The sequence below is a fragment of the Notoacmeibacter sp. MSK16QG-6 genome, from assembly GCF_024158145.1.
GTDB lineage: Bacteria > Pseudomonadota > Alphaproteobacteria > Rhizobiales > Rhizobiaceae > Notoacmeibacter.
The window spans coordinates 1,447,391-1,467,654 of the sequence record NZ_JAMYXM010000001.1 but is presented as its reverse complement, the minus strand read 5'-3'; the positions used below and the strand labels follow the sequence as shown (position 1 = coordinate 1,467,654).

Genomic DNA, 20,264 nt, shown 5'->3' with positions numbered 1-20,264 from the left:
CACAACCTACCTGCTAGCTCTCGCTGCCTTCTCTATCGGCTGTCAGCGCATCCTCGATGCGTGGCATCAGAGCGGACTGAACACGTTCGGGGGTTAGCGGCCCGACATGCTTCCAGACGATGACGCCGTCGCGGTTGAGCAGGAATGTTTCGGGCACGCCATAGACGCCCCAGTCGATGGCTGCGCGGCCAGTCGGGTCGACTCCGACCGCATTGTAAGGGTCGCCCAGTTCGCCAAGAAAGCGCCGGGCATTGTCCGGATCGTCCTTGTAATTCAGGCCAACCATCAGGAAGCGCCCATCCTCGGCAAGATCCATCAGCACCGGATGCTCCGCCCGGCAGGGAGCGCACCAGGACGCGAAGACATTGACGAGCGCGACATTGCCTTTCAGCTTTTCGGTATCGAGGCCCGGCTGCTCGAGCCCTTCCAGCGGCGTCAGCGTGGTGCGCGGCGCTTCCTGGCCGATCAGCGCGCTCGGCACGGTGCTGTTGTCGCGCCCGGAAATTTCCATGGCCAGGAAGATTGCAGCCACAACGGCGAACAGGATAACGGGCAGGAAGAGAACCGCACGTTTGCGCTCTGGCCCGGGCGGGCTGACGGGCGGCGACGTTTTCTTGTCACTCGATTTCACGCAGTGTCTCCTGACGGTCCGACCGGCGGCGATGGCCGGTCTCATGCAGATGTGCCAGCTCGCGGCGACGCGCCCGCATATCGCCCACAAGCCAGGCGGCGAGTCCGCCCAGAGTAATGGCGGAGACGATATAGGCCGCTGCAATATAGAAGAAATGCGACATTACGCCGCTCCCCGCACGGCGCTATCCGCCCGCTGTGCGGCAAGCCGCCGCATAGTGTAGACACGCCGCCGCCAGATCTCCGTCCGCATGGCTGTGAGATGCAGGGCCGCGAAAAGGATCGTGAAGCCGAGTGCGGCGACCAGTAACGGCCACAGCATGGACCAGTCGATAGTCGGCCCGCCGGCGCGGAAAACGCTGGCAGGCTGATGCAGCGTATTCCACCAGTCGACCGAGAATTTGATGATCGGCAGGTTCAGCGCACCGACAAGCGTGACGATGGCGGCCGCTCGCGCGGCCTGGCCCGGCTCGGGCGTCGCACGTGTGAGGGCGATGAGGCCGAGATAGATGAGAAAGAGGACGAACATGGAGGTCAGGCGGGCATCCCAAACCCACCAGGTGCCCCACATGGGCTTGCCCCAGACCGACCCGGTAAAGAGCGCCAGAACGGTAAAAACCGCGCCGATCGGAGCGGCAGCCTTGAGCGAGATATCCGCGATCGGATGACGCCAGACCAGCGTGCCGAGCGCTGCCAGCGTCATGACGCCGTAAACCATCATGGCCAGCCAGGCGAAAGGCACATGCAGATACATGATGCGCACGGTCGCGCCCTGCTGGTAGTCCTCAGGCGCCATCCACCCGCCGATAAGGCCGATAGCGGTCAGAGCCAGTCCGATCCCGGTAAGCCATGGTATCAACCGGTCGGCCAGGCCGATAAAGCGGGACGGGTTGGCCAAACGCGTTATGAAGGACTGTTTCGCGGTCGCTGTGCTTTCGTTCATTTTTCCTGGCCCACCGTCTCGGAGTGCTCGAACCAGCCATCCTCCTCATAAGGATCGGCGGCATTTTCGGCAATCGGATGCGTTTCCACCAATAGGGCATAGGCAGCGGCCACAGGGCCGATCACGGCAAAAAACAGGGTCAGCGCGGCCAGAATGAGGAACGGCGCCATAAAGGGGTCCGGATCGCGCACTGCGCCATTGGCTGCCGAGACACCGAAGATCAGGACCGGAATGAGCAGAGGCAGCACGAGAATGGCGACAAGAAGCCCGCCTCGCGGCAGCGCTACCGTGACCGCCGCCCCAACCGCGCCGACAAAGCTGATCGCCGGCGCGCCGACCAGGAGAGTTAGAACCGTGGCGCCAATGGAAAGCGCGGTCATGTTGAGAAGAAGACCGAGCAGCGGCGCTGCAATGACAAGCGGCAGAACGATCCCCGCAAAATGGGCCAGGCACTTGATGAAAACCGTCAAAACGAGTGGCTGACGGCCCGACGCCATGATGAAAAGATCGAGCGAACCGTCTTCCCGATCCAGCGCGAAAAGTCGATCGAGTCCCAGAAGGCCGGACAGCAGCGCGCCTATCCATAGGACAGCGGGGCCGATTTCGCCGAGGAGCTTGAGGTCGGGTCCGACACCGAACGGTATGATCGTCACGATGGCCAGAAAAAACAGCAGCGCCACGAAGGCGCCGCCGCCGGCAGCGATGGACAGGCGGACATCTCTGTAAAACAATCCGATCATGAGGAACCATCTTGCGAGGAAACCGCCTCGGACTCGCGATGATAAAGATCAAGCGACAGCGCACCCTCAATATGCAGATTGTGATGGCTGGCGACGACCACGATGCCGCCATTGGCGCGATGCTCCTCGATGAGCTTTTCGACCCGCTCGACGGAAGCACTGTCGAGACCGCTGGTCGGCTCATCCATCAGCCAAACCGGCAGGTCCGCTACAAGAAGTCGCGCGATGGCGACCCGGCGTCGCATGCCTTTCGACAGCGCTTCGGCCGGCAGGTCGGCAATAGTCGGCAGTTCAATCAGTTCCAGTGCATCCTGGATGGAACGGCCGGGCCGACCCTGAAACTCGGCCCAGAAGGCGAGGTTCTGGCGAACGGTCTGACCGGATTTCAACGCATTTCCGTCACCCAGGAAATGACAGGCGGACGCCAGATCGGGAAAGGCGCTAGCCGCATCCTCGAGCCGCGCTTCACCGCTTGCCGGGGCCAGAAGCCCGGCGATAATCCGAAGGAGAGTGGATTTGCCAGAACCGTTCGGCCCCGTCACCACCAGAGCGTCACCGGAACGCAGAGTAAGCGAAATGGGAGAGAAGAGCGTTCGCCCGCCGCGGGCGCCGGAAAGCCTGTCCAGTATGAGACGCATATGCAATTCCTGGCTTCGATCCCGCTCGGCGATGGGGCTTTCCAATCCTGTGTTCACCCATAGTCGTGTACCTGACGGGCGAAAAACCGCGTGTCCAGTCTGGAATCCTTCTAGCGAAGTCCATATAAACCCGGCAACCATGCCAGCGGCCGGCGTGGAAACTTTTTTGGAGCCGAACCGGACGACGCCCGGCAATTACGGGCTTTCGGGAAGGGACGATAGGCGGAAATGGCCGCACCCGCATGTCCGCGCCAGGGATCGATCCTGGCCGCTGCGACACTCTGCCCTTTTCAGGCTCCGCAAAAGTGAGTGAGGATCTATGTCTAAATCCCTGGACAGTTTTAAGTGCCGGAAAATGTTGAATTCCGGTGGCAAGGATTACGTCTATTACGACCTGAAGGAAGCCGAAAAGAACGGCCTTGAAGGCATCTCGCGCCTGCCCTTCTCCATGAAGGTGCTTCTGGAAAACCTGCTGCGCAACGAAGATGGGCGCACGGTCAAGAAGGAAGACATCGAAGCGGTCGCCAAATGGATCGATGACAAAGGCGCGTCCGGCTACGAGATCGCCTACCGCCCGGCCCGCGTTCTGATGCAGGACTTCACCGGCGTTCCCGCCGTTGTGGATTTGGCGGCCATGCGTGACGGTATCCGTGCCCTTGGCGGCGACGCCCAGAAGATCAATCCGCTCGTTCCCGTCGATCTGGTCATCGACCATTCGGTCATCGTCGACGAGTTCGGCAAACCATCGGCCTTCGCTCGCAATGTCGAGCTTGAATATGAACGCAATGGCGAACGCTACCGCTTCCTCAAATGGGGTCAGAAGGCGTTCGAGAACTTCCGCGTCGTGCCACCCGGCACCGGCATCTGCCACCAGGTCAATCTGGAATATCTTGGCCAGGCCGTCTGGACCAAGGAGGAGGATGGCGAAACCGTCGCCTATCCCGACACCTGCGTCGGCACCGACTCCCACACCACAATGATCAATGGCCTTGGCGTGCTGGGCTGGGGCGTTGGCGGCATCGAGGCCGAGGCTGCCATGCTCGGCCAGCCGATTTCCATGCTGCTGCCGGAGGTTATCGGTTTCCGCCTGACCGGCAAGGCCAAGGAAGGCGTCACCGCGACCGATATCGTTCTGACAGTCGTGCAGATGCTGCGTCAGAAGGGCGTTGTCGGAAAATTCGTAGAGTTCTTCGGCGAGGGCCTCGATTCCATGACGCTCGCCGACCGCGCGACTATTGGCAATATGGGTCCGGAATACGGCGCGACCTGCGGCTTCTTCCCGGTCGATGGCGAAACGCTGAACTACCTGCACATGTCCGGCCGCGAGGCCGACCGCATCGAACTGGTTGAGGCGTTCAGCAAGGCGCAGGGCATGTTCCGCGAAAGCGCTGGCGACGACCCCGTCTTCACCGACACGCTGGAACTCGATCTCGGTGATGTCGTGCCGTCAATGGCAGGCCCGAAACGTCCGGAAGGACGCATTGCGCTGGAAAACATTGCCTCCGGTTTCGAAAAGAGCCTCGGCGAAGAGTATAAAAAGGACGTCTCCACCCTTCACGACCGCCATCAGGTCGAGGGCGAGGATTACGATCTCGGCCATGGTGATGTCGCTATCGCCGCCATCACCTCCTGCACCAACACATCGAACCCCTCGGTGCTGATCGCCGCGGGTCTTGTAGCGCGCAATGCCAACCGGCTCGGCATAAAGCAGAAGCCCTGGGTGAAGACCTCGCTCGCCCCCGGTTCGCAGGTCGTCGCCGAATATCTGGCAAATTCCGGCCTGCAGGACGAGCTCGACCAGATCGGCTTCAACCTTGTCGGCTTCGGCTGCACGACATGCATCGGCAACTCCGGCCCGCTGCCGGGTCCGGTTTCCAAGACCATCAACGACAAGGGTCTGATCGCTGCAGGCGTCCTGTCCGGCAACCGCAATTTCGAAGGGCGGATCAGCCCGGACGTGCAGGCCAACTATCTGGCCTCGCCGCCGCTGGTGGTCGCTTATGCGCTGGCCGGCACGGTCAACAAGGATTTGACCAAGGAGCCCATCGGTCAGGACAAGGACGGCAATGACGTCTTCCTCCGCGATATCTGGCCGACAAGCCATGAAATCCAGGAATTCATCGGCAAATACGTCACCCGCGATCTCTACGAGACCAAATATGCCGAAGTCTTTACGGGCGATGAGAACTGGCAGGCTGTCGACGTGCCCGAAGGCGAAACCTATGCCTGGGACGATGAATCGACCTATGTGCAGAACCCGCCTTACTTCGTTGGCATGGGCAAGACGCCGGACGCGGTGACGAATATTCAGAATGCCCGCATTCTGGCCCTGCTCGGAGACAAGATCACCACCGACCACATCTCGCCGGCCGGTTCGATCAAGGCCGATTCGCCGGCGGGCCGCTACCTCATGGACCACGGTGTCCAGCCGCTCGACTTCAACCAGTATGGCACCCGTCGCGGCAACCACGAGGTCATGATGCGCGGCACCTTCGCCAATATCCGCATCAAGAACTACATGCTTGGCGAAGACGGAAAGACGGGTGGATACACCATCTATCAGCCGGATGGCGAAGAGATGAGCATCTATGACGCGGCCATGAAGTACCGGCAGGAAAACACCCCGCTGGTGGTTTTCGGCGGCAAGGAATACGGCAACGGCTCGTCCCGCGACTGGGCGGCGAAGGGCACGATCCTGCTGGGCGTCAAGGCGGTTATCGCAGAGAGCTATGAGCGTATCCACCGCTCCAACCTGATCGGTATGGGCGTGCTGCCCTTCGTCTTCAAGGACGGGATGAGCTGGGCCGATCTGGAGCTGAAGGGCGACGAACAGGTCTCAATTGTCGGTCTTGAAGGATTGCAGCCGCGCCAGACCGCCAAGGCGAACATCAAATATGCCGATGGCACCGAGAAGGATATCGAGCTGCTCTGCCGTATCGATACGCTGGACGAACTCGATTACTTCAAGAATGGCGGCATTCTGCAATATGTGCTGCGTGATCTGGCAGACACCGCCGAGGCGGCCTGATCTACGAATAATCAGACAGAAAAGCCGGCGGAGCGATCCGCCGGCTTTTTCTTTGGAAGCAATCTCCGCAAATCAGGTGATGGCGAGCGCCTCGGCAAACCGCGCCTTGATCTGCTCCGGCGTTAGACCGGTTCCGGGCGGCAACGCCCCGCCCGCGTCGATTTTTAGCGCCAGGAAGAAAGGCCCCTGCCCGTCTCGCTTTGCAAACGCCTCGACGGAATCGAAAGAACGCGCAGGCCCGAAACAACTTGCGCCGAGCGCCTTCCAGTCCAGCGCCCGTGAGGGCGTCGGCACGGCCTTGGTATATTCGTAGACATCGTTATCGAGCAGAACGACGGTGAGATTCTTCGGCGCCTGATCGGCGATGGTCACAAGCGCGGTAAGGTTCATCGCCAGCGCCCCGTCGCCGCAGAACGCGACCACATCGTCATCGGGCCGCGCCAGCGCCACGCCGAGCGCAACGGACGGCGCCTGCCCCATCGGCCCGGAAAGGTAAAGGTTGCGCGGGTCGTTATCGGCCTGATGCAGCCAGCCCGATTGCGACCCGATATCGGCGACGCAAAGCGGCCGCGCCCCTTCGAACGCCGCCAGAACCTGCCCGATAGCATCCTTCTGACTGGGATTATTGACCATCGGCCTCTCCCTTCTCGATCAGCAGAAGCGCGGGCTGCGAAGCAACGCGGCACCAGTCGATAAAGGCGCTGACCGTCTTTTCCGAAAGATCCGAATGCGTTGTGCGAAAGCAGCGGTAGTAGTCGCCATCCAGCGCCTCGGTCGCCCGGTATTTTTCGATGTCGTAAGCCTTGCGATCGAAAAGCCCGCCTCGATGAGCAACGAGGATCGGAACCGGCAGGCGGTATCGGTCCAGAAGCGTCGCGTAAGCGCCGAGCGAATTGAGAAGCCCGGCATTCTGAATGATGACTGCCGCCTTTTGCCCGGCCATCAGAGCGCCGGCCGCAACGCCGAGACACTCCTCTTCACGTGCGCAGGCGACATAGTGAATGGTCGAATGGGCGCAGAGTGCTTCGATCAGGCCAGTGAAGAGTCCATCCGGCACACCGGCGACAACGCCGATGCCCTGCGCTTCGAACGCGGCGATGGCGGTTTCGGCAAATTTTTGCTGGTCCATAGCCCCTCCTGGCGGCGATACCCGAATTATGATTGGTGCGTGCGTGGTCTCGAACAATACCGTTAAAGGAGACTCGCCGACGAATTAACGCTGGCGGATTTCGAAGCACCCAGAGGCTTTCAGGCGAGGTTTTTGCCGACGCCGTGTCGTATGACGGTGTAGGCGAAAACCGCCATGGACAGTATAGCAAATACAGAGCCAATCTTTGCCAGCGTCTCTCCGGTACCAGAGATTGCCATGGCGATACCGGGCGTAAGAACGACGATGGCCAGAACCGTCAGTGCAAGGTGCGCCATCGCCAGCCGGCCGGCCGCATGCGGTGTCAGAGCGTAGTAGAGTCCAAAGACGCTCATCGCCACGAAGCCAATCAGGTTGAGATGGCCGTGAGCCGGCGAAAGTGTGTGGTCATGCGTCGCGGACATCTGAATGCCCCATGCCATGCCTATCAGCGCAAAGATCGCAGCAAGGCTCAGAAACCAGCGGGAAATGCCACTCATGACGAGGCCTCCGCACGGGCCAAATGTTGCGGTTTGGCTCCACACGGTGGACCGGTGAATGACAATTGATATGTCTCGGCCACGTTCTCGGTAAACCTCCATGTCTTCCAGAATGGCGCATCCTCTTAACGCCATTCCGAAAAAGAAGCCTTTGAAGCCGCCGAGCGTCAAGATGACGAGACGACGTGGCGATAGGTTTCCCCAGCCTCGGAACGAGTGTCCCCGGGACGATCAATGACTGGTTCTATGAATTCCGAAGAACGGGCGCGGCCTTTTCACCCAGGATACGCCATGTGCCGAGAAGACCGAAACCAACCGTGAGTACGAGAGCCACGACGATAATCGTGACCGCCAAAGCCGGGTCGAAGCTGAAAGGCAGTTCCATCAGACCGGTGATCACATAGGCTGCGGCAGCGCCGCCCGCCGCGAGCGCGAAAAACGCCGTCGCCAGACCGATCAGCGCATATTCGGAGGCGAATGCGGCGATGAGCGTGCTGCGTGTCGCACCCAGCATTTTCAGAACGGTCGCATCGCGCCGTCGTGCCGCCTGTCCTGCCGCCAGCGCGCCGGCAAGCACGAGAATGGATGCGACCAGAGCGACCGCGGCAGCCGCTCGTATTGCAGCGGCAAGCTGGCCGACGATCCGCTCGACCACCGAGATAGCGTCCTTGACCGCGATGGTTGTCACGGTCGGCAGCGCATTGGTGACGGCACGAAGGATCGCCGCTTCGTCATCACCGGAAGCGGATGGGTCGGTCAGCGTAGCAAGCCAGCTATGCGGCGCGCCGGCAAATGTGTTCGGCGAAAACACCATGACGAAATTGATCGACAGGCTCTCCCACTCTACTCGACGGAAATTGGCGATTTTGGCTTCCACCTCGCGGCCCAGCACATTGACCGTAAGCCGGTCGCCGATAGAGAGCCCCAACTCGCGCGCTTCTTCCTCGGCAAAGCTCACCAGCGGCTCGCCGTCGTAACTCTCGGGCCACCATTCGCCATCCACGAGTATCGATTTTTCCGGCAGCACCGGGGCATATGTCAGCCCGCGATCGCCCCGCAGAACCCATTCGCCGCCATTGGCGCGCGTTTCGGCCCATTCCTGTGCATCGATCCCGTTGATCGTTCTGATCCGTCCCCTCAGCATTGGTACGGCGTCCAACTCGCCATTCGGCGACGTGTCGACCGTGATCGAGCGGAAGGTCTCGATCTGATCGTTTTGAATATCGAGGAAGAAGAAGTTTGGCGCGACCTCTGGCAGCGAACCTGAAATCTGCTTGCGCAGATTGGTGTCGATGGAGCCGAGCGCGATGAGAAGCGTCAGGCCGAGGCCAAGTGCAAGCACGACCGATGGCGTCAGCGCACCGGGCCGGTGAATATTGCCGATAGCCAGGCGAAGTGGCGTGGATCGGACAGTTGGCGCGCGTCTCGCCAGCGCCTGCAGTCCGAAGCCGACAAGGCGCAATACAAGAAAAGCGAAGAGCACGCCGCCCATGAACGTAAGCGCGACGGTACGGTTGCCGGCGATAAGCAAAGCGAGACCGGCCAAGAGAAGCGCTGCTATACCAGCCGCGATCAGATAGCGGTTCGCCGCCCGGCCTGTCAGCGCACCGCCCGCCGCGTCACGAAAAAGATCGGCAGGGCGGATGCGTGCGGCAAGACCCAATGAGGGCACGGCGAAAACCAGCGTGACAAGCAGACCGCAGAGGGCTGCCGTCAAAAGCGGTATCCATTGAATCGCACCGGACACCGAGACCGGCAGCAGTCCCTGCAGGAAGAGGCTGGAAAGCGGGGGCACGAAGGCCGCCAGAACGCATCCGATAACGACACCGAGCGCGGCGATGATCAGAATCTGGATGAGGTAGAGCTGAAAAACGAAGCGCCCGGAAGCGCCGAGGCTGCGCAATGTCGCGATCACCTCGCGCCGGCCGCTCACATGAGCGCGCACTGCATTGGCGACGCCTACGCCGCCGACGACCAGCGCCGTCAAACCGACGAGCGTCAGAAACTGGCTGAAGCGGTCGATATTGCGGGCAAGGCCCGGTGCGGCGCGGCTGCTATCGCGGATCGACCATCCGGCGTCTGGGAAAGACTCTTCCGCCGATTCGCGAACCGCTTCCACAGCCTGTCCCGATGGATCGCCCCGCAGTCTCAACCGGTATTGCCATTCGGTCAGCGCTCCCGGCTGAAGCAGACCCGCGGAGCGCAGCCCTTCGAGCGAGGTCAGGAAGCGAGGCGCGAAAGCAAATCCTTCGGAGGCGGCATCCGGTTCAGTGACAAGCCGGCCAGCGATTCGGAAGCGCGCATTGCCGAGCGCGACCGTATCGCCGACCGAAAGATCGAGGCGTTGCAGCAGAAGGTCAGGTACGACGGCGCCATAAACGCCGTTCTGCTCAGTCAGAAAGCTCTGCAGAGATGCCTGTGACTCTTCGATTTCGACCGAACCGACCAATGGCCAGTTGCTGTCCACCGCCTTGACCTCAACCAGGGTCTGATCGGAACCGTCCGGCAGCCGCACCATGGATCGCAGCACCACCGTTTCCGCCAATTCACCCTGTTTCTGAAGAAAAGCTCGTTCGGCATCGCTCGCCTCGCGCTGATCGATCTCGAAGCGAAGATCGCCTCCGAGAAGTGTCCGGCCTTCCGTCGATAACGCGTCCTGAATCGCAGCGGATAATGCGTTTACGCCCCCGATTGCCGCCGTGCCGAGCGCGATGCATGAGACGAAAATGAAGAAGCCGGAAAGACCGCCGCGCAACTCACGCAACGCGAACCGAAAGGCGAGCCGTAAATTCTTCGACGGCCGACTCATGCTGCGCCACGGTCGACCGCGGCGGCGTCCGACAGACGTCCCGAACGCATTGCGACTGAGCGGATGCAACGGCCCGCAAGGCCCGGATCGTGGGTGACAAGGACTAGGGTGGTGCCGGCTTCCTTGGCGCGCCGGAAGAGGAGGTCGGCAATTTGCCGACCCGTTTCCTGATCCAGATTGCCAGTCGGCTCATCCGCGATGAGAAGGCTTGGCGTCGGCGCAAGCGCCCGTGCGATCGCCACGCGTTGCTGCTCGCCACCCGAAAGTTCGCTTGGCCGATGAGTGATCCGGTCGGCCAGACCGACGGCTTGAAGTTCTCGCCTGGCGACATCGAATGCATCGTTTCGACCCGCCAGTTCCAGCGGCACGGCCACATTCTCCAGCGCCGTCATATTGGGCACCAGATGGAAACTCTGGAAAACGATGCCGATATGGCGGCCCCGGAACCGGGCCATCTGGTCTTCGGAAAGATCGGTGATGTCGGTGCCGGCAATATGGACACGGCCCCGATCCACCCGCTCCAGCCCGCTCATCACCATCAGAAGCGTCGTCTTGCCCGAGCCCGACGGGCCGACAACGCCAATGGACTGGCCAGCGGGGATCGTCAGATCGATGTCGTTCAGAACCGAAACAGCGGCAGCGTCGCGCCCGAGCGTCAGGCTGACATCCGAGAAGACGACGGCAGGCGACGCTTCCGCTGCCGAGTGGCCATCGGCAAGGGCGGGCGGTTCGGCAGGGCTGGGGATCACGGCTCACATATCCTATATGGATTCGATAATACGTGAACGGCAAAACGCCGCCGCGCGTTTCGCATATGGGATCGCATCGATGAGCTTCAAACCGCAGCACTTGTCGAATTGGCCGCGCATGTCAGCTTTTCTGGCATTTTTCATCCTCGTGGCGACTCTCATCATGGCCGACCCTGCCTTGGCTAAACCTTTGAAGGTTGTGGCCTTTGGCGACAGTCTCATGGCGGGCTACCAGCTTGGCCCGCGGGAAGGTTTCGCTCCGCGAATGCAGGCGGCGCTTGAAAAAGAAGGCTATGAAGCAGAAGTGGTCAATGCGGCGGTGTCGGGCGATACGACCAGTGGCGGCAAGGCTCGCCTCGACTGGAGCGTACCGGACGACGCCGACCTCGTTCTCCTTGAACTTGGCGCAAACGATATGCTGCGCGGCCAGCCACCAGAGACGGCACGCGCCAATCTCGATGCGATGCTCTCGCGCCTGTCGGAAAGGGGTGTGGCGACCGTTCTCTTCGGTATGAAGGCCGCGCCGCAGCTTGGCTCCGATTATGTGAAGGCCTTCGATTCGATCTATCCGGCGCTGGCCGAAAAACACGATGTGCCGCTCGTGCCGTTCTTTCTTGACGGCGTCGCAGCCAACCGCGCCATGCTGCTCGATGACGGAATGCATCCCAATCCGAAAGGCGTGGAGAGCATGGTTCGCAACGCTTTGCCGACAGTGATCGAGGCCCTTCGGGACAGAGGCGCAATCGAGGGCTAAGCGAAACCGAGCCGGCAAGAGGCCGGGGAAAAACGGTCCACCGGCTTGCCGCAGGGAAAAAATGATGATCGGCTGACCGTTATAAGGTGATTTGGGAGACCGCTATGCCGCGTCTGTTCGCCGCCCTTGAAGTGCCGCAGGATGCGGCGCGTTACCTCACCCTGGTTCAGGGCGGCCTGCACGGCGCCCGCTGGATCGATCCCGAAAACTATCACATCACTCTTCGTTTCTTCGGCGATGTGGAAGGCCATGTCGCCGATCAGATCGTCGAGACACTCGATCAGGTCAGGCGGACCGCTTTCGATCTGGAATTGGATGGCATTCACGCTTTCGGCAGCAAGAAACCACACTCCATCTATGCGGGGGTTTGGCCGTCCGTGCCGCTCAATGAATTGGCCGCCGATATCGACCGCCGCGCAAAACGACTGGGCCTACCCTCAGACAAGCGCAAATTCACCCCGCATGTGACGCTGGCGCGGCTACGCAATCCCGATAGCAGGGAAGTCGCGCGATGGCTTGCAGGACGCGGCGGTTTCCGCACTCTGCCTTTTCCTGTGTCACGTTTCGTGTTGATGAGTTCGCGAGACAGCGTCGGTGGCGGCCCCTATGTGGTCGAAGAGAGCTGGACGCTGATGCGTGAACCTGACGGCGGCAGGACGCAAACAGTTCGCGAGACGGCAGATCTCGTCTGAAGCGTTCCCCGTGACGATCCGCCGGCTCAGGCATTAGGGAGAGCGAGCGGCTCAGAGGCAGCTGTCGCCTAGAGAACTTAGGGCGAATTGCCGCGCCGCATCCCGCACGTCGTCCGCCATATTCTCGTCGTCTATTGTTCGCGCGATAATCATATCGCTGAACGAGATGTCCAAAGGCAGCGGCACGTGAGAGGCCGCTGCCTTCAGAAGGAGGAACGATCTTCTCGGCCAAACCGCAGTCGGCCGAGTCGAAACGCGTCCCTACCAGTGCTCGCCCCGCGGAGCTTCGTCATGGCGTACCGGATGCGCCGGGCTGACGTCTTCGCCGGGCGCCAGGCCGAGATTTTTATACTCGGCGCGCAGGGCCAGAAACAGGCACCAGCACATCGCCAGCACCACCACGGTAAACGGAATACCCATCGAGACCGCCGCACCCTGAAGCGCGTTCAATCCGCCGCCGAGCAGAAGCGCGATGGCCACCAGCCCCTCGAAGGTGCACCAGAAAACACGCTGCGCCACAGGTGCATCCATCTTTCCGCCAGCCGTAATCGTGTCGATCACGAGCGAGCCGGAATCCGACGATGTGACGAAGAACACGACGATGAGGATAAGACAGATCGGCGCGACGATGCTGTAGAGCGGAAACTGATCGATCATGCGGAAGAACGACAGTTCCGGCCGATAGGCGACGACCACTTCCTTGGCCCCTTCATAGCCTGCGGCCAGCTGTTCCAGCGCCATTCCGCCGAACACGCTCATCCAAAGTGCGCAGACGAGCGAAGGAAGAACCAGTACGCAAACGATGAATTCACGCACCGAACGACCGCGCGAAACGCGGGCGATGAACATGCCCACAAACGGCGACCAGGCGATCCACCACGCCCAGTAGAAGGTCGTCCAGCCGTGCATGTAGCCGGTATCCTCACGCCCGAACGGATTGGAGAGCGGGATGAAATTCACCACATATTCCACCATCGTGCCGCCGAAACGGGCCAATAGCGTGAGCGTGGGGCCGACAAACAGGACGAACAGAAAGAGCGCGAGCGCCAGCCACATATTGATCTCGGCCAGCCGTTTGACGCCGGCATCCATGCCCAAGAGCACCGAGCCGAGCGCCACGGCGGTAATGACGAGAATGAGGATCACGATACCGCCCTGACCGATCTCCATGCCGAAAACGTCAGTGAGACCCGCAGCGATCTGCTGCGCGCCAAGACCGAGCGTCGTGGTCAGTCCGAACAGCGTGGCGAAAACGGCAAGAATGTCGATGACGTGGCCCCACCAGCCCCAGACCCGTTCGCCGAGAACCGGGTAGAATGCCGAGCGCAGGGTGAGCGGCAGGCCGAGATTATAGCAGAAAACCGCAAGGCTGAGCCCGACAATGACGTAAACGGCCCAGGCGGAAAAACCCCAGTGAAAGACCGTGGCTGCCAGGCCCATATTGCCGATCGTGCCGTCTTCCGCCATCGGATTGATGCCAAGCGGCAGCGATTCCAGCTCGGGCAGGGAGTAGTACATCGGCTCGAGCACGGAGAAGAACAGCAGGCCGATGCCCATGCCTGCCGAAAACAGCATGGCGATCCATGACGGATAACCATAGTCTGGCACAGCATCTTCCCCGCCAATTCTCACCCTTCCAAGTGGCGAGATAGCGACGACCAGGCAGAAGAGGAATATGACGTTCACCGCGATCATCAGGAACCAGTCAAAGGTGCTGGTCAGCCAGGGCCGCAGCCAGCCGAACAGTTCCGCCGACGCCTCCTGATTGAGAAGTGCGACCACGACGAAGATCACGATCGCAACGCTGGAAATGACGAAGACCGGGTTGTGGATATCGAGGCCGAGCGGCCGGATATTGTCCTGACCGATCTCGTAATCGGTCACATAGGTGACGGTATCGGGCGCCACATCTTTGCCCTGATGCATCTCCTCCAGTTCACTATCTTGATGCGCCATCCCGTCGTCCCCGTCCTTTAATGCTATTCAAGGCGGTCAGCGAAACACATCTGTAAGTGGATGGCAATTTAAGGATCGGCCTCTTTCGCTATGCTGGCCCTACAAACCGGTCTCATCCACTGGCTTCGCAATTTGCGGAACGATCCCGCCTGGTGCGGCTTCTTCTCCTGAGACCCAAGGAGAACACTCATGGCCCAAATCATGCAAGAAGACGATCTGGACAAAGCGCTTCAGCAATGGCTACCCGGATGGGAGGTCGCGCAATCGGGTAAGGCCATCGGAAAAACGTTCAAATTCGAGGATTTCCCTGCGGCCATGGCTTTCATGAACGCTGTCGGAGACGAAGCGGAAAAAATGAACCACCATCCGGACTGGTCGAACAGCTATAATAGGGTGGATGTCGAACTCTCTACCCACGACGCCGGAGGCGTAACCGAACGTGATATTGAGTTGGCGCGGATCATGGAAGAAAAAGCGCCGTCCGGCCAATGAACATGGTTTAACATTGCAGAAGACTGGCGAGACGCCCATTTATTATCCGAAGGCCGTTCGCCTTTAAGAGATTTCTTGGGAGCATCGCAAATGGAAAAATCGCGGATCGAAAGCATTCTTGCGCCCGTTTCCGACAAGGAGCGTTCCGAGCGCGAGGCTCATGTGCGTCGTTCCTTCTGGGCCAAGCTGAAGCGCGTGGCGCGAAAAATTCCATTCGTCGAAGATCTCGTTGCGGCCTATTACTGTGCGCTCGATCCGAATGTGCCGGTCCGGGCGCGTGGCATACTGCTGGCGGCCCTTGCCTATTTCATCCTGCCGTTCGACTTTTTGCCCGATATCATTCTGGGCATCGGCTTCACAGACGATATGGCTGTCCTGATGTATGCGATCTCAACCATTCGCGGCCATATGACCGACGCGCACTATGCCGCTGCCAAAAAAGCGCTGGCGGAAGAAGAGATCGATATCGAGGCGGCCGCGCACAGCCGCGCCTGACCGATATTCCACTGCTGTTTCGTTCCGAACCTGTGTGTGCGATAGGATGGCATCGGCGCATCTTGCGTCACAGGCCAAAGAATTGCCGAAATTGCCGCGTTTCAGTGCAGCGAGCAGAGGGCGGGTCGAATTCGGCGGGGATGCGAAGGCATCTCAATCTTTCACGGTTCCTTAACCGTGACGGTTCGACACTGGCCCAAATCAGAACGGTCCCGGTCGCGGGGCCTGTTTCCATTTGAATGAAAGGGTTTCGTAGACCATGCCGAGCCTTACCGGAAAAGCGATCGCCGCCTTTCTCATTGCCAGCGTCATGGCCGGGCCGGCGCTGGCCCAGGCCAAACTCGTCAAGGCCAACAATGACTGGTCGCTCTATAAGGCGCAGGAAGGCGGAACCTGTTTCGCCGCCACGCTGGCGAAAACCAAACAGCCATCCAGCCTCAATCATGGCGACAACTTCTTCATGGTCATGAAGGATGACAATGCGGTCTCGCCGCAATTCGTCTCCGGCTACTCGATGAACGAGAAATTCACCGTCAAGGTTACGGTCGGCGACAAGAGCTTCGACATGTTCGCCGAGGGCAACCGCGCATGGCTGGCCGACTCCAGCCAGTCGGACGCGCTGGTGGCGGCGATGAAGGCCGGCTCGAACATGAGCGTCAAGGCCCAGTCGGGACGCGGCAACGACACAAGCTACACATTTTCGCTGTCCGGCGTGACGGCGACGATCAACGGCTTTTCCGGCTGCTGACCAGGGGCGGTCCGCCCCTTTATCGAATTCATCGAATCTGCCCGCCGGGAGCGTTTCTTGCGCTTCGGGCGGGCGAAACGTATGTGTAGCCCGTAAAAAACGCGCCTGACCTGCGCCGAAAACATCATTTTCTTCAACCGAACCGGAACCGCATTCATGGCTGTTTCCATCGACCTGACCGATCCGAAGACGCGCGGTGCGCTTGCCGTACCCGTGGCAATGTCACAACCGGTGCTACAGGCCGAAAAGCCGGCTCTGATCGGCATGACGCGCGATGAGATGGCCGATGCGCTTGGCGAGATTGGCGTGCCGGAACGGCAGCGGCGAATGCGGGTCAGCCAGCTCTGGCACTGGCTCTACGTGCGCGGCGTTTCCGACTTCGCCGATATGTCCAATGTCAGCAAGGATCTGCGGGGTAAACTCGCCGACCGTTTCACTATTGCCAGACCGGAAATCGTCGAAGAGCGCATCTCAGAAGACGGCACGCGCAAATGGCTGTTTCGTTTCCCGCCGCGCGGCGCAGGCCGTCCCGTCGAGGTCGAGACCGTCTATATCCCCGAAGAGGATCGCGGCACGCTCTGCATCTCCTCCCAGGTCGGCTGCACGCTCACCTGTTCTTTCTGCCATACCGGAACGCAGCGCCTGGTCCGCAATCTGACGGCTGAGGAAATTCTCGCCCAGCTTCTGATCGCCCGCGACCGGCTCGGCGATTTTCCCGAACGCGATACGCCGGCAGGCGGTATCGTTCCGGCCGAGGGCCGCAAGGTCACCAATATCGTCATGATGGGCATGGGCGAACCGCTCTATAATTTCGAGGCGGTCAAGAAGGCGCTGCTCATTGCGTCGGACGGCGAAGGTCTGTCGCTGAGCAAACGCCGGATCACCCTGTCGACATCCGGCGTGGTGCCGGAAATCTATCGCACCGGCGAAGAAATCGGCGTGATGCTGGCGATCAGTCTCCACGCCTGCAACGATGAATTGCGCGATGTGCTCGTGCCAATCAACAAGAAGTATCCGCTCGACAAGCTGATGGAGGCGTGCCGCGCCTATCCGGGCCTGTCGAATGCCCGGCGCATCACCTTCGAATATGTGATGATCAAGGGCGTGAATGACAGCATGGCCGATGCCCGCGATCTGGTGAAACTGCTCAAGGGCATTCCGGCAAAGATCAATCTGATTCCGTTCAATCCGTGGCCAGGCACCGATTACGAATGTTCCGAATGGGAGCAGATCGAGGCGTTCGCCGATTTTCTGAATGCCGCCGGCTACGCCTCTCCCATCCGCACTCCGCGCGGCCGCGACATTCTGGCGGCCTGTGGCCAGCTCAAAAGCGAGAGCGAGCGGATGCGTAAGTCCGAGCGCCTGAAACTGGAAACGATGATGATTGCCGGCCATGGGGCCGACTGACGCCTGATGCGTGCCGTCCTTCGCCTGTTTGCCATCGCTTTCGGCTATTTGATCGCGGTCGGCGTCACCACGGCGGCGGTCACGGTCCTTTTCGCCTTCATGGGAGAAGGCGACCGGCTGGTTGAGGGGCTGAGCGCGCTGGTTTTTTTCGCATCGATGCTTCCCGTCTTCGGCGCCTTCGCCCTGAAGGCATGGTTACCCGTCATTGTTATCGCTGAGTGGCAAAGCTGGCGGAACTGGCTTGTGTACGTCGCACTTGCGATGATCGTCGGTGTGATCGGCGCGTTTCTTGGCCCTGACGGTCTGATCGATGCCGCCCCGCTTGCCGCGTCAGCCGCCCTGGGTGGACTGACCTACTGGCTTATCGCTGGCCGCAATGCCGGCCGCTGGCAAAAAGACCGGGCGGTCTGACCTCGCCGCCGGCGACGGCCTATCATCGAGATAAAAATCTATTGCTGCATTGCACAAAATTGCAAAGCTGCGCACAATTGTCGTGCGAATAGCTTCCAGCGCTCCAGAACCGGATGCGAATGGCTAGCCGACGATAGCTGAATTTCAGGAACATGCCGCGAAAACTTCTCCCAACGATCAGACCAATTCTCGCAATCCTTGTCTTCATGGCCGCCTTTGCAGGCCCAGCCATGGCGCAATTGCCTGGCATGAACGGCGCAACGCCAGCCGAGCAGGAAGACGCCGTGACCGATGCATTCGGCCGGACGACCCCGCGCGGCACCATACAGGGCTATCTTGCAGCAATGGCGCAGAACGACGCCGCTCTCGCGGCGCGCTACCTGCAGGCCGAGGCGGGATCGCCGGCAGTAGAAGGGCTGGCTGAGCAACTCAGAACAGTGCTCGATCGTGCTGGACGGCTGGCTCCTGTCGGCGAAATCGACAATACGGTCGAGGGAAAGAGCGGCGACGGGCTGGAAGGCGATCTGGATCAGGTCGGCACGATCAGTTCCGCCAATGGCGACGTTCCGCTGCTCCTGCGGCGGATACAGCAGGACGGTCACTTCTTTTGGGTGGTCGCCGACACGACGCTGGATGCGTTGCCGGAACTGGTCAACCAGACCGTCGCAACTGCCATAGAACGCTATACGCCCTCGGCGTTCAGAGGGTATGAACTTTTCGGCATTCCCGCTGGCGACTGGATCGCCTTGCCGGTTCTTGCCCTGATCGCATTTCTTATCGGATGGTGCTGCGCATGGGCGCTTACGGCATTCGCCATCAATATCTGGCTACGCCGCGCGCCCAGCGAAACGCGTGAGGAAGTCCGCCGTGTCCGCGTTCCGTTGGCAGTGCTGTTTTCCAACGGCTTCTTCCGATTCGCCTGCCTTGGCCTTGGCGTTTCAGTCATAGCCCGGCAATGGTCGTTTCAACTCTACGACATCGCCGCCATCCTTTCGCTGGTCTGGATCGTCTTCATCATAACCTCGGCGATTGCCCGCCGCCTGCTGGACACGATGACCCGGCGGGAAAAAACCTCGGCAATTTCGGGCACCAAGCTGATGACACGGCTCATCAATGCCGTCGCTCTGTTCATCGGCCTTTTCCAGATACTGGATATGCTGGGTTTCGACGTTCGTACAGGTCTTGCCGCACTCGGTATTGGCGGCTTGGCCCTGGCGCTCGGTGCGCAGAAAACAATCGAAAATCTCGTTGGCTCCGTCATGCTGGTCATCGATCAGCCGATCCGGGTCGGCGATCTCTGCCAGTTCGAGGGCGTTTTCGGCACGGTCGAAGATATCGGCATCCGCTCCACAAAGGTTCGCACTCTCGAACGTACGATCGTCACCATTCCGAACGGCGCCTTTTCCTCCATGCAGATCGAGAATTACACGCGCAAGGAACGCTTCCTGTTCAATCATCGCTTTGGTTTGCGCTACGAGACGACCGCGGACGAAATCGAACGCGTTCGACAGGCGCTAAAAACCTATTTGCGCGAACATCCCGCGATAGAGGATGACGATCCGGCCGTCCGGTTTCTCAATTTCGGATCGGATTGTCTGACGATGGAGATCTTCGTCTACATAGAAACCCGGTCGATACCGCAATTCTTCGACTATCAGACAGAGCTGCTGATGGGCGTCATGAACACCATTCAGGACGAAGGCGTCGAGTTCGCCTTTCCGTCGCAGACCGTCTACCTGGCGCGCGACAGCCGCGCGCCGGCTCAGTTTCTCAATGGTGGACCGAAAGCGGCGCAGCCAGAAGGCCGTCAGCCGTCAGCTTGAGGGCGCGAACCGCCCGCTCCGCGACGACGAGACCTTGGGAACTGTCTCGGCCGGCGCGGTTGCGGCGGTCTGATCGTTCGCGGCCATGGTCTGGCGTAGACGCGCCAGAACATCGGCAAGAAGGTCCAGATCGGTCGGACCGATCCTCACCAGATAATTTTCCAGCTCGGACAGCGCCACGCCATCGCGATGCAGCGCTTGCACCGCATCGAGAATGGTTTCTTCGCTATCGAACCGCTGCGTCAGTCGGTTTCCGCGCGCCTTGACGTCCAATTCGTGATCCCCTCGTCATCCCGAATCGTTTCAATTCAGATTGATACCAC

20 protein-coding genes and 1 pseudogene are annotated in these 20,264 nt (G+C 60.4%); 9 read left to right on the top strand and 12 right to left on the bottom strand.

Annotated elements, in window-relative coordinates; all coding sequences use genetic code 11:
• Positions 1-13 precede the first annotated feature (13 nt).
• From NIM86_RS07055 to ccmA, 5 genes and pseudogenes are all read right to left on the bottom strand, one after another.
• Positions 14-631 (bottom strand): DsbE family thiol:disulfide interchange protein, encoded by a 618-nt coding sequence (locus NIM86_RS07055; protein WP_253380368.1) that lies wholly within the window; start codon positions 629-631, stop codon positions 14-16.
• Complete coding sequence (ccmD, locus tag NIM86_RS07050) at positions 618-794, bottom strand: heme exporter protein CcmD (protein WP_253380366.1); 177 nt, start codon at positions 792-794, stop codon at positions 618-620. Before ccmD ends, NIM86_RS07055 begins: the two co-directional genes overlap by 14 nt.
• Entirely contained in the window at positions 794-1,573 is a 780-nt protein-coding gene (locus tag NIM86_RS07045; RefSeq protein WP_253380365.1) for a heme ABC transporter permease, read from the bottom strand. The genes ccmD and NIM86_RS07045 overlap by 1 nt, the downstream gene beginning before the upstream one ends.
• A 92-nt stretch (positions 1,574-1,665) precedes the next feature.
• Positions 1,666-2,313, bottom strand: a pseudogene (gene ccmB, locus NIM86_RS07040) (heme exporter protein CcmB); the annotation flags it as partial.
• The gene (ccmA, locus tag NIM86_RS07035) at positions 2,310-2,951 is read right to left on the bottom strand and encodes a heme ABC exporter ATP-binding protein CcmA (RefSeq protein ID WP_253380363.1); all 642 of its coding nucleotides are present in this window, start codon (positions 2,949-2,951) and stop codon (positions 2,310-2,312) included. The gene ccmA and the pseudogene ccmB, both read right to left, overlap by 4 nt.
• Positions 2,952-3,270: 319 nt before the next feature.
• Here ccmA and acnA point away from each other — a divergent pair, with 319 nt between their 5' ends.
• The gene (acnA, locus tag NIM86_RS07030; protein WP_253380361.1) at positions 3,271-5,979 is read left to right on the top strand and encodes an aconitate hydratase AcnA; all 2,709 of its coding nucleotides are present in this window, start codon (positions 3,271-3,273) and stop codon (positions 5,977-5,979) included.
• Positions 5,980-6,051: 72 nt separating this feature from the next.
• On the opposite strand, the gene NIM86_RS07025 is transcribed toward acnA, so the two are convergent.
• The 5 genes from NIM86_RS07025 to NIM86_RS07005 all read right to left on the bottom strand — a co-directional run bounded on the left by NIM86_RS07025 (position 6,052) and on the right by NIM86_RS07005 (position 11,073).
• On the bottom strand, positions 6,052-6,612 hold the full coding sequence (locus NIM86_RS07025; RefSeq protein WP_253380359.1) for a thiamine pyrophosphate-dependent enzyme: 561 nt from the start codon (positions 6,610-6,612) through the stop codon (positions 6,052-6,054).
• On the bottom strand, positions 6,602-7,108 hold the full coding sequence (locus NIM86_RS07020; RefSeq protein ID WP_253380357.1) for a thiamine pyrophosphate-binding protein: 507 nt from the start codon (positions 7,106-7,108) through the stop codon (positions 6,602-6,604). Before NIM86_RS07020 ends, NIM86_RS07025 begins: the two co-directional genes overlap by 11 nt.
• A 119-nt stretch (positions 7,109-7,227) precedes the next feature.
• Positions 7,228-7,605 (bottom strand): hypothetical protein, encoded by a 378-nt coding sequence (locus tag NIM86_RS07015; protein WP_253380355.1) that lies wholly within the window; start codon positions 7,603-7,605, stop codon positions 7,228-7,230.
• A gap of 244 nt (positions 7,606-7,849) precedes the next feature.
• On the bottom strand, positions 7,850-10,414 hold the full coding sequence (locus NIM86_RS07010) for an ABC transporter permease (protein ID WP_253380353.1): 2,565 nt from the start codon (positions 10,412-10,414) through the stop codon (positions 7,850-7,852).
• A complete protein-coding gene (locus tag NIM86_RS07005) occupies positions 10,411-11,073 on the bottom strand; it encodes an ABC transporter ATP-binding protein (RefSeq protein ID WP_253380772.1) in 663 nt (220 codons plus the stop codon). Before NIM86_RS07005 ends, NIM86_RS07010 begins: the two co-directional genes overlap by 4 nt.
• 169 nt (positions 11,074-11,242) lie before the next feature.
• On the opposite strand from NIM86_RS07005, the gene NIM86_RS07000 reads away from it, so the two are divergent.
• Both NIM86_RS07000 and thpR read left to right on the top strand, forming a co-directional pair.
• Positions 11,243-11,917 (top strand): arylesterase, encoded by a 675-nt coding sequence (locus tag NIM86_RS07000; RefSeq protein WP_253380351.1) that lies wholly within the window; start codon positions 11,243-11,245, stop codon positions 11,915-11,917.
• A gap of 104 nt (positions 11,918-12,021) precedes the next feature.
• Positions 12,022-12,609 carry an RNA 2',3'-cyclic phosphodiesterase gene (gene thpR, locus NIM86_RS06995; protein WP_253380349.1) on the top strand — a complete coding sequence of 196 codons (588 nt, stop codon included), beginning with the start codon at positions 12,022-12,024 and terminating at the stop codon, positions 12,607-12,609.
• A gap of 261 nt (positions 12,610-12,870) precedes the next feature.
• On the opposite strand, the gene NIM86_RS06990 is transcribed toward thpR, so the two are convergent.
• Positions 12,871-14,565 carry a BCCT family transporter gene (locus NIM86_RS06990; RefSeq protein WP_371872838.1) on the bottom strand — a complete coding sequence of 565 codons (1,695 nt, stop codon included), beginning with the start codon at positions 14,563-14,565 and terminating at the stop codon, positions 12,871-12,873.
• 189 nt (positions 14,566-14,754) lie between these two features.
• Between NIM86_RS06990 and NIM86_RS06985 the strand changes: the two genes are divergently transcribed.
• The 6 genes from NIM86_RS06985 to NIM86_RS06960 all read left to right on the top strand — a co-directional run bounded on the left by NIM86_RS06985 (position 14,755) and on the right by NIM86_RS06960 (position 19,941).
• Complete coding sequence (locus NIM86_RS06985) at positions 14,755-15,057, top strand: 4a-hydroxytetrahydrobiopterin dehydratase (protein WP_253380347.1); 303 nt, start codon at positions 14,755-14,757, stop codon at positions 15,055-15,057.
• A gap of 90 nt (positions 15,058-15,147) precedes the next feature.
• Positions 15,148-15,552: a YkvA family protein gene (locus tag NIM86_RS06980; RefSeq protein WP_253380345.1), complete on the top strand. Its 405-nt coding sequence runs from the start codon at positions 15,148-15,150 to the stop codon at positions 15,550-15,552.
• Positions 15,553-15,811: 259 nt separating this feature from the next.
• The gene (locus NIM86_RS06975) at positions 15,812-16,300 is read left to right on the top strand and encodes an invasion associated locus B family protein (protein ID WP_253380344.1); all 489 of its coding nucleotides are present in this window, start codon (positions 15,812-15,814) and stop codon (positions 16,298-16,300) included.
• A 156-nt stretch (positions 16,301-16,456) separates the two neighbouring features.
• Positions 16,457-17,707, top strand: a complete 1,251-nt coding sequence (gene rlmN, locus NIM86_RS06970) for a 23S rRNA (adenine(2503)-C(2))-methyltransferase RlmN (protein WP_253380342.1) — start codon at positions 16,457-16,459, stop codon at positions 17,705-17,707.
• A 6-nt stretch (positions 17,708-17,713) separates the two neighbouring features.
• On the top strand, positions 17,714-18,118 hold the full coding sequence (locus tag NIM86_RS06965) for a hypothetical protein (RefSeq protein WP_253380340.1): 405 nt from the start codon (positions 17,714-17,716) through the stop codon (positions 18,116-18,118).
• 152 nt (positions 18,119-18,270) lie between these two features.
• Positions 18,271-19,941 carry a mechanosensitive ion channel family protein gene (locus tag NIM86_RS06960; RefSeq protein WP_253380338.1) on the top strand — a complete coding sequence of 557 codons (1,671 nt, stop codon included), beginning with the start codon at positions 18,271-18,273 and terminating at the stop codon, positions 19,939-19,941.
• On the opposite strand, the gene NIM86_RS06955 is transcribed toward NIM86_RS06960, so the two are convergent.
• Positions 19,933-20,214: a hypothetical protein gene (locus NIM86_RS06955; protein ID WP_253380337.1), complete on the bottom strand. Its 282-nt coding sequence runs from the start codon at positions 20,212-20,214 to the stop codon at positions 19,933-19,935. The two genes, NIM86_RS06960 and NIM86_RS06955, sit on opposite strands and share 9 nt — an antisense overlap.
• Between the last annotated feature and the right edge of the window lie 50 nt (positions 20,215-20,264).

Coding starts and splice junctions, on each gene's coding strand:
- ccmD (WP_253380366.1), bottom strand. CDS start 794: ATGTCGCATTTCTTCTATATTGCAGCGGCCTATATCGTCTCCGCCATT.
- NIM86_RS07045 (WP_253380365.1), bottom strand. CDS start 1,573: ATGAACGAAAGCACAGCGACCGCGAAACAGTCCTTCATAACGCGTTTG.
- ccmA (WP_253380363.1), bottom strand. CDS start 2,951: ATGCGTCTCATACTGGACAGGCTTTCCGGCGCCCGCGGCGGGCGAACG.
- acnA (WP_253380361.1), top strand. CDS start 3,271: ATGTCTAAATCCCTGGACAGTTTTAAGTGCCGGAAAATGTTGAATTCC.
- NIM86_RS07025 (WP_253380359.1), bottom strand. CDS start 6,612: ATGGTCAATAATCCCAGTCAGAAGGATGCTATCGGGCAGGTTCTGGCG.
- NIM86_RS07020 (WP_253380357.1), bottom strand. CDS start 7,108: ATGGACCAGCAAAAATTTGCCGAAACCGCCATCGCCGCGTTCGAAGCG.
- NIM86_RS07015 (WP_253380355.1), bottom strand. CDS start 7,605: ATGAGTGGCATTTCCCGCTGGTTTCTGAGCCTTGCTGCGATCTTTGCG.
- NIM86_RS07010 (WP_253380353.1), bottom strand. CDS start 10,414: ATGAGTCGGCCGTCGAAGAATTTACGGCTCGCCTTTCGGTTCGCGTTG.
- NIM86_RS07000 (WP_253380351.1), top strand. CDS start 11,243: ATGAGCTTCAAACCGCAGCACTTGTCGAATTGGCCGCGCATGTCAGCT.
- thpR (WP_253380349.1), top strand. CDS start 12,022: ATGCCGCGTCTGTTCGCCGCCCTTGAAGTGCCGCAGGATGCGGCGCGT.
- NIM86_RS06990 (WP_371872838.1), bottom strand. CDS start 14,565: ATGGCGCATCAAGATAGTGAACTGGAGGAGATGCATCAGGGCAAAGAT.
- NIM86_RS06985 (WP_253380347.1), top strand. CDS start 14,755: ATGGCCCAAATCATGCAAGAAGACGATCTGGACAAAGCGCTTCAGCAA.
- NIM86_RS06980 (WP_253380345.1), top strand. CDS start 15,148: ATGGAAAAATCGCGGATCGAAAGCATTCTTGCGCCCGTTTCCGACAAG.
- NIM86_RS06975 (WP_253380344.1), top strand. CDS start 15,812: ATGCCGAGCCTTACCGGAAAAGCGATCGCCGCCTTTCTCATTGCCAGC.
- rlmN (WP_253380342.1), top strand. CDS start 16,457: ATGGCTGTTTCCATCGACCTGACCGATCCGAAGACGCGCGGTGCGCTT.
- NIM86_RS06965 (WP_253380340.1), top strand. CDS start 17,714: ATGCGTGCCGTCCTTCGCCTGTTTGCCATCGCTTTCGGCTATTTGATC.
- NIM86_RS06960 (WP_253380338.1), top strand. CDS start 18,271: ATGCCGCGAAAACTTCTCCCAACGATCAGACCAATTCTCGCAATCCTT.